The 7,289-nt window shown below is 51.8% G+C and carries 9 protein-coding genes; 3 read left to right on the forward strand and 6 right to left on the reverse strand.

From position 1 onward, the window contains the following. Positions 1 to 23: 23 nt before the first annotated feature. Together DI14_RS08500 and typA are read right to left on the reverse strand one after the other, a co-directional pair. Complete coding sequence (locus DI14_RS08500; RefSeq protein ID WP_235193430.1) at positions 24 to 368, reverse strand: YlaH-like family protein; 345 nt, start codon at positions 366 to 368, stop codon at positions 24 to 26. Positions 369 to 449: 81 nt separating this feature from the next. After that, positions 450 to 2,294, reverse strand: a complete 1,845-nt coding sequence (gene typA / locus DI14_RS08505) for a translational GTPase TypA (RefSeq protein WP_034807539.1) — start codon at positions 2,292 to 2,294, stop codon at positions 450 to 452. Positions 2,295 to 2,457: 163 nt separating this feature from the next. On the opposite strand from typA, the gene DI14_RS15465 reads away from it, so the two are divergent. Beyond that, positions 2,458 to 2,634 carry a DUF5325 family protein gene (locus DI14_RS15465; protein ID WP_034807540.1) on the forward strand — a complete coding sequence of 59 codons (177 nt, stop codon included), beginning with the start codon at positions 2,458 to 2,460 and terminating at the stop codon, positions 2,632 to 2,634. 39 nt (positions 2,635 to 2,673) lie between these two features. Here the strand turns inward: DI14_RS15465 and DI14_RS08515 are convergent, their stop codons facing one another. From DI14_RS08515 to DI14_RS08525, 3 genes are all read right to left on the reverse strand, one after another. Continuing rightward, positions 2,674 to 3,927: an inositol monophosphatase family protein gene (locus DI14_RS08515; protein WP_034807541.1), complete on the reverse strand. Its 1,254-nt coding sequence runs from the start codon at positions 3,925 to 3,927 to the stop codon at positions 2,674 to 2,676. Positions 3,928 to 4,005: 78 nt separating this feature from the next. Then, a complete protein-coding gene (locus DI14_RS08520) occupies positions 4,006 to 4,194 on the reverse strand; it encodes a hypothetical protein (RefSeq protein WP_015881266.1) in 189 nt (62 codons plus the stop codon). Positions 4,195 to 4,438: 244 nt separating this feature from the next. Then, positions 4,439 to 4,705 carry a UPF0223 family protein gene (locus DI14_RS08525; protein WP_034807542.1) on the reverse strand — a complete coding sequence of 89 codons (267 nt, stop codon included), beginning with the start codon at positions 4,703 to 4,705 and terminating at the stop codon, positions 4,439 to 4,441. A 184-nt stretch (positions 4,706 to 4,889) separates the two neighbouring features. Between DI14_RS08525 and DI14_RS08530 the strand changes: the two genes are divergently transcribed. After that, positions 4,890 to 6,371, forward strand: coding sequence for an aminotransferase class I/II-fold pyridoxal phosphate-dependent enzyme (locus tag DI14_RS08530; protein ID WP_034807544.1), 1,482 nt, complete (start codon positions 4,890 to 4,892; stop codon positions 6,369 to 6,371). Positions 6,372 to 6,477: 106 nt separating this feature from the next. Here DI14_RS08530 and DI14_RS08535 read toward each other — a convergent pair whose 3' ends face one another. After that, positions 6,478 to 6,795 carry a DUF3055 domain-containing protein gene (locus DI14_RS08535; protein ID WP_034807546.1) on the reverse strand — a complete coding sequence of 106 codons (318 nt, stop codon included), beginning with the start codon at positions 6,793 to 6,795 and terminating at the stop codon, positions 6,478 to 6,480. Positions 6,796 to 6,871: 76 nt separating this feature from the next. Between DI14_RS08535 and DI14_RS08540 the strand changes: the two genes are divergently transcribed. Further along, the coding region (locus DI14_RS08540; protein WP_034807548.1) for a GNAT family N-acetyltransferase at positions 6,872 to 7,289 on the forward strand (418 nt) is incomplete at its 3' end.

A 7,289-nucleotide genomic window follows, 5' to 3' on the forward strand; every position in this document is an offset into this window, starting at 1 on the left:
GCATAGTGCGGGACGTCATTTTTTTAGTGGGATTCGATCCCTTGGCGGCGGTTCCACCAAAGGCGTCCTCGATAAATCGCCAAGACGATCGCCATGACGAGAAGCACTTCGGGAATCGGCCACGTGAAGAAGACGAGCGCCATCGTTCCGGCACCGAGTGACAAGAGAATGTAGACGACGAGTGATTTCCACCACGTCAACTGTTTGGCAAAACCTAGTTTGAACACGAGAATCGTAAGTAAGATGACCGTGATAATCAACGCGTTAAACCCGACCGAAAAGTCGTTCGCGTCACTGCCGACGCCGAGGAGCGAGGCAATCCACGGCACATCGATTTGTGTGATGTCCATCGTTTGAGAAGCTTTCAAGCTGATAATCCCCCTTTACTTCATACACATCCATTCTACACTATCCAAAACAAAAGGGAACGCCGAGGCGCTCCCATTTCATTATTCTTTACCAAGTTTACGACGCTTGTCAGCCTTCTCGCGTTCGTTCTTGTTCAAGACTTTCTTACGGAGACGAATTGACTCCGGCGTGATTTCGCAGTACTCGTCGTCGTTCAAGAATGTGAGCGACTCTTCGAGTGAGAAGACACGTGGACGCTTCAAGACTTGTGTCGAGTCTTTTGATGACGCACGCATGTTCGTCAACTGCTTCCCTTTGACGGCGTTGATGGCGAGGTCGACGTCACGGTTACATTCACCGATGATCATTCCCTCGTACACATCCGTACCTGGCTCGATGAAGATCGTTCCACGGTCTTCAAGCGCACCGATTGAGTAAGCCGTCGACTTACCAGGTTCGATACAAACCATGACACCGCTACGGCGGCCGCCGATGTCAGCAGAGATGAACGGACGGTACTCTTCGAACGTGTGGTTCAAGATTCCGTATCCGCGTGTCGCAGACAAGAACTCGTTACGGTATCCGATGAGACCACGTGACGGAACGATGAATTCCATACGCGTCTGACCGTTGTCGTTCGTGTTCATGTTCGCAAGTTCACCTTTACGGAGACCGATCGACTCCATGACTGAACCTGTATACTCTTCTGGCACGTCGATGATGACGCGCTCGAACGGCTCGATTTTCGTACCATCTTCGTCCTCACGGATGATAACTTGTGGCTTCGAAACTTGAAGCTCATACCCTTCACGACGCATGTTCTCGATCAAGATTCCGAGGTGAAGTTCACCGCGTCCTGAAACGATCCATTGGTCAGGTGAGTCTGTGTTTTCGACACGGAGTGAAACGTCCGTCTCGAGTTGTTTCATCAAACGCTCTTCGATTTTACGTGCTGTCACGAAATCGCCTTCGCGTCCTGCGAAAGGTGAGTTGTTTGTCATGAAGCGCATTTGAAGCGTCGGCTCATCGATGCGGAGGAGCGGAAGCGGCTCTTCTTTTCCGACCGGTGTGACCGTCTCCCCGACGTTGATGTCTTCCATCCCGGCGATGGCAATCAAGTCACCGGCTTTCGCTTCGTCGATTTCAACGCGCTTGAGGCCGAAGTAACCGAACAATTTCGTTACACGAAGTTGCTTGATTGAACCGTCTGTTTTGCAAAGTGACACAGACTCGCCGACTTTGATTTTTCCACGGAAGACGCGACCGACACCGATCCGGCCGAGGTAGTTATCGTAGTCGAGCATCGTGACTTGGAACTGAAGCGGCTCATCCGAGTTGTCGATTGGCGCTGGCGTGTTCTCAAGGATTGTGTCGAGCACGTACGTGATTGTATCTTCTTGCTTCTCTGGATCAGGATCGAACGAACTTGAACCGCTGACTGCAGACGTATAGACGACAGGGAATTCAAGTTGATCTTCATCTGCTCCAAGGTCGATCAACAAGTCGACAACTTCGTCGACGACGTCGAGTGGACGTACCATCGGCTTGTCAATCTTGTTGACGACGACGATTGGACGGAGACCTTGGTCGAGTGCTTTCTTCAATACGAAACGCGTTTGCGGCATGCAGCCTTCACGCGCGTCGACGACGAGGATAACGCCGTCAACCATACGCATGATTCGCTCAACTTCTCCACCGAAATCGGCGTGACCTGGCGTATCTACGATGTTGATGCGTGTGTCTTTATAATCGATTGCCGTGTTTTTCGCGAGAATCGTGATTCCGCGCTCACGTTCGATATCGTTCGAGTCCATGGCGCGCTCAGCGACCATTTCATTTGTCCGGAATGTCCCAGACTGTTTCAACAATTCATCGACTAGCGTTGTTTTACCGTGGTCAACGTGGGCGATGATGGCTACGTTCCGAAGGTTTGTTCTTACGTTCATGTAGTTAGTCCTCTCTTATTTAAAAAAGTTTCATCTTTTATTCAACTTTAAGAGTATAGCACACGTCCCACTACCTTTGTCGAGCGTTATCGACTGTTACCGTTTCCATTTATCATCTTTTTTGCATACAATAGAGGAGATTAGACAATAAGGGGGAATCTCCATGCAAAAGCTGTTCGTGCTCATCGCCATCGCCGTCGTTGCCGGGTTTGTCGGTATCGGGGTCGGCGTCGCCGAAAGAAGTGCCGCCATCATCATCGGTAGCCTCGCGTTAAGCGCGGTCGCCACGTATTTCGGAATCAACTTACGCCGTCGCGTCCTCTCGAACCAACAATCATGACAAAAGCCCGGGCACAGTCGATGCCCGGGCTTTTCCAATTTATAAATCTCGCGTCAAACAGATTCGGTCGAGAAGTGGGAGACCGTCTTCTTCAATCGCCGCGTACCCATGGTTCGGGAAGTAATCGCGTTCGACCGATTCGAAACGAAAACCGGCTTGTTGATAGAAACGGAGCTGGACGACACTCGAGTTGCCCGTGCAGACGAGCATCCGCTTCGCACCGCTCCCCTTCGATCGCCGAATCGCGTCTTGGAGCAATCGTTGGCCAATCGTCTGATTTTGGCGTTCCGGCTTGACGGCGATGTTGACGAGCTCAATCAACTCGTCGCTGCGCCGAACGAGCATGTATGCCCCGACGAGTTCGCCCCCGAGCATCGCGACATACGTCTCCCCCGCTTTGAACTGTTCTTGAATCATCGCTTCCTGCGGGTTTGCCAAAAGCAGTAACGTCTCGACATCTTTGTAAGACGCCTGTGGCTGAATCTCTAAGTCAGGCCGTACTTCCGGCGTCGCGCCTTTGGCGATGACGTAATGCTTGACGACATCGTTGACGAACGTCTCGCTTCCGGCGAGGACCGACGTCTTGCCATCGTAACGAATCGGCTCCCCATATAAGGAAGCGACCCGTCCACCTACTTCTTCGACAAGCAACTTACCGGCCGCATAATCCCAGGGCATGTTGCGCATTGTGATATAGCCGTCGACGCGACCTGCCGCAAGCCACGCCAGTTCGAGCGAGGCGGCACCGTGCGCACGTGTCCCGACCGAATCTTTGACGATCGGCGCCAACACTTCCGGTGCGATTTGTCGGTTCGGCGTCACCCACGTCGCGTTCATGCTGAGGAATGCATCTCTTACGTAATGCTCTGCGATGGCAGGCAAGATCCTACCGTTTAACGTCGCCCCCTGATTTCGACGCGCGACGAACAGTTCGTCCGCCATCACATCGTAGACGAACCCATATTCGACGACCTCGTCAATCATGATAGCGACCGAGATGGCGAACATCCGCTTTTGATGGATAAAGTTCAGCGTGCCGTCAATCGGGTCGACGAACCAAACCGTCCCCGTCAAGTCGGCCGGTCCGGTTGAGATGCCCTCTTCGCCTACAATATGATGGTTCGGATAGGCGTCTTGGATCCGGTCGACAATCAGCTGTTCGACGGCCCGGTCGATCTCCGTTACCAAGTCGCCTTTCCCTGTCTTCCGCTCAATCTCGTACCGCTCGTCAATCTGTTGCCGAATATATTCCCCCGCTTGCTTGATTAAGTCGATTGCAAACCATTCCAACATGTATATCACCTCTATCTGCATTGTACCAAACAAAAACCAGTATCCGCTTGGAATACTGGTTGAATGGGTGGTTGTGGGTCAGGCTTCGAGACGCAAAAGTTCTTGGCGGTATTTCTCTAACCGATGCTTGCTAGCCTGGACAGTGGCATCATCTTGTGACGCCATTGCATCGAAGAGCGTTGCCAATTCATAATCAATCTCTAAGCGCAGCACCGGAATCCGTTTTTCTGCGTCTTTTCTTTTGAATGCCTCGATCACTTGTTTCATGAGATGCCACACTCCTTTAGTTGGGCTACAAGTTACGGTTTAGTGAGTTGAATTGAGTATATCAGATGAGATTCAAAAAAGAAAGATAATTGTCTGACTATTTTGAATTTTTTATCTTAGAGAGTATATTCCCACTTCAACCGGTCCTAAACCTGATTTAACTGTTAGTGATATGTACCCTATTTCTGCAGGAATTAACAAAAAAGCATGAGAAAACGGTTGCGTCTCCTCACACTTTCTACACTCACACTTTTAAAATCTTCGTATTTGATTTTAATGCCGCTTGGACCGTACGATAGGTGGAGTATCCGGTCTGTTCATCGTGGACGGCACTCAATTGTTTTTCCTCGGACTTCGACGTCACGATTCGTTTGAACGTCCGATACGCGTCTAAAAATGCCTCCCGTTCGACGCCACCTTCGTTCGCGAGTGCGACTTGGTTATAGAACTCGACGACGTCGATTAACTCCTCGGTCGTCCAGTCCGGATTGATTGGATAGTTGATTTGCATATTGTTCACCTCGTCACTCATTGTATCAACAAAAAAAACTATTGCAAGTTGGGTTGGAAATCTCTATAGTTTTTTTGTTGCATCATTTTTACTGATATTTCTTAAACGCCAATTGGGGAAAGACATATAGTTTGATTTTATTGACCGACCTCACCTACAAACTGATTCCAAGGAGGGCTCACTATTGAAATTGAAAGCTGCCACACAGCTCGAGACACCGCTTTTTGACACGTTGCTCAAACACGTCGACACGAATCCAATCGCATTCCACATTCCTGGCCATAAAGGCGGAAAAGGAATGGATCCTGCGTTTCGCGACTTCATCGGCGAGAACGCACTCAAAATCGATTTAATCAACATCGCACCGCTCGATGACTTGCATCACCCGAAAGCAGCTATCGCTGAAGCGGAACGACTTGCCGCCGACGCGTTCCGTGCCGACGAGACATTCTTCTCGGTGCAAGGGACGTCAAGCGCCATCATGGCGATGATCATGGGTGTCGTCGGACCGAACGAAAAGATTATCGTCCCGCGCAACGTGCATAAGTCTGTCATGTCGGCGCTCGTTTTGACAGGAGCCCACCCGGTCTTCATCCATCCGGAGTTTGACGAGACGTACGGCATCGCCCACGGCATCACGGCGAGCGCTGTCGAACGTGCGCTCGAGTTGCACCCGGACACGAAAGCCGTCCTCGTCATCAACCCGACATACTTCGGGGTGGCCGGTGACTTAGAGCGCATCGTCGCGGTCGCGCACGCTCAGGACGTGCCTGTCCTCGTCGATGAGGCGCACGGCGTCCACTTGCCGTTCCATGACGAATTGCCGCTCTCGGCCATGCAAGCTGGGGCTGACGTCGCGGCGACGAGCGTGCATAAGCTCGGCGGTTCGATGACGGGAAGCTCAATTTTGAACGTCCGTCGGGGCCTCGTCTCACCTGAGCGAATTCACGCGATGTTGTCGATGATCACGACGACATCGACGTCTTATTTGTTGCTCGCCTCGCTCGACGCGGCCCGGCGACAACTCGCGACGAAAGGTGAGGCGATGAACAACCGTGCCCTCTCGCTCGCTCGTACAGCGCGTTCGGCCATCAATAACATGCCGCACCTATCCGTATACGGCCACGCCGAACTGCATTCTGAGTCGACGTACGCCCTTGACGAGACGAAAGTGCTCGTCTCGGTCAGAGAGCTCGGAATCACCGGCTTCGAGATTGAGAAGTATTTACGTGAGAAGCATCAGATTGAAGTCGAGATGTCCGATTTATTGAACGTCCTCTTCATCGTGACGAGCGCGGACGACGAATCGACGATCCAAGCATTGATCGACGCGATGCGCGACGTCGTTTCGGTGTATAACACGTCTGACAACGATTCGTTGTCCATCATGCTCCCGGAGATTCCACCGCTCGCGCTCAGCCCGCGTGACGCGTTCTACGAAGAGACGGAGACGATTCCGCTCGAGAACGCCGTCGGGCGCATCTCGGCCGAGTTTATCATGGTCTACCCGCCGGGAATCCCAATCATCATCCCGGGCGAGCTCATCACCGCATCGACGCTCGAGTATATCATGGCGAACATCGAGGCAGGCCTTCCGGTCCAAGGACTCGAGGACGAGTCGCTCCAAATGATTAAAGTGATTCAACAGACGAAAGCCATCCGTTAACACGAAAGCGCACCGGTCGATTGACCGGTGCGCTTTGTTGTCATCAAAAGAAAAGGTGGCTTATGATGATCGAATTGCTTCCCCTTCACCCATTATAAGAAAACGCTTACATTTTTTCAAGAGAAGATTCTTCCGAGTCTATTTCTTTTTCTTCTAAACATAACCGCAAAAACTCAGCGACATGATCCGTATCTCGTAATGCAATCCCGAGCATCGGGTACAGCTGTCTCGGCTCTTCTAATGCATGTTGATCGAGAAGCGCGGACTGGCCGGTCTGCATGCAGACGACGAGTACCTTGCCCATGAATTGATGCGTATAGACGAAACCGAAATCGTAGCGGGCCCTCTCCGTCTCGATGCCCGTGAAACGGACGCGGCTCGTCTCAGAGACCGTATATAAGAGTTCTTCATCGAACGCCATCATGGAGTCCCTCCTTTCTAACATCTCTATATATTTTTCCTTTATACTTGATGTATGAAACCTAAAAGGAGGTGGCGCGATGCAGATCAAAAAGGCGACGTCACGTGACGTACACACCCTAGTCCGTTTGATGCATCAGCTTTGGCCGGATGCGCCAGTCGCCGAGCTGTCGGCCGAAGTCCGACTTGGACTTCGTTCCGACAAGATGCATTACTTCCTCGCCATCACGGAGGAGCCAATCGGATTTTGCCAACTGAGCTTTCGATATGACTACATCCCTGGGGCCACGGAAGAACCGACGGCATTCATCGAAGGGATTTACGTCATCGGTCCGGAACGAGGCAACGACGTGGCGACGCAACTGATCGAGACGGCTACAAAGTTTGCCCACTCGAACGGTTGCTATGAGCTCGCCTCGGATACCGAGATTGACAATACAGGTAGCCAACAGTTTCACGAGCGTCTCGGCTTTGAAGAGGTCGAGCGGACGGTCCATT

The sequence above is a fragment of the Exiguobacterium sp. AB2 genome (genome assembly GCF_000696055.1).
GTDB classification, from domain to species: Bacteria; Bacillota; Bacilli; order Exiguobacteriales; family Exiguobacteriaceae; genus Exiguobacterium; species Exiguobacterium alkaliphilum.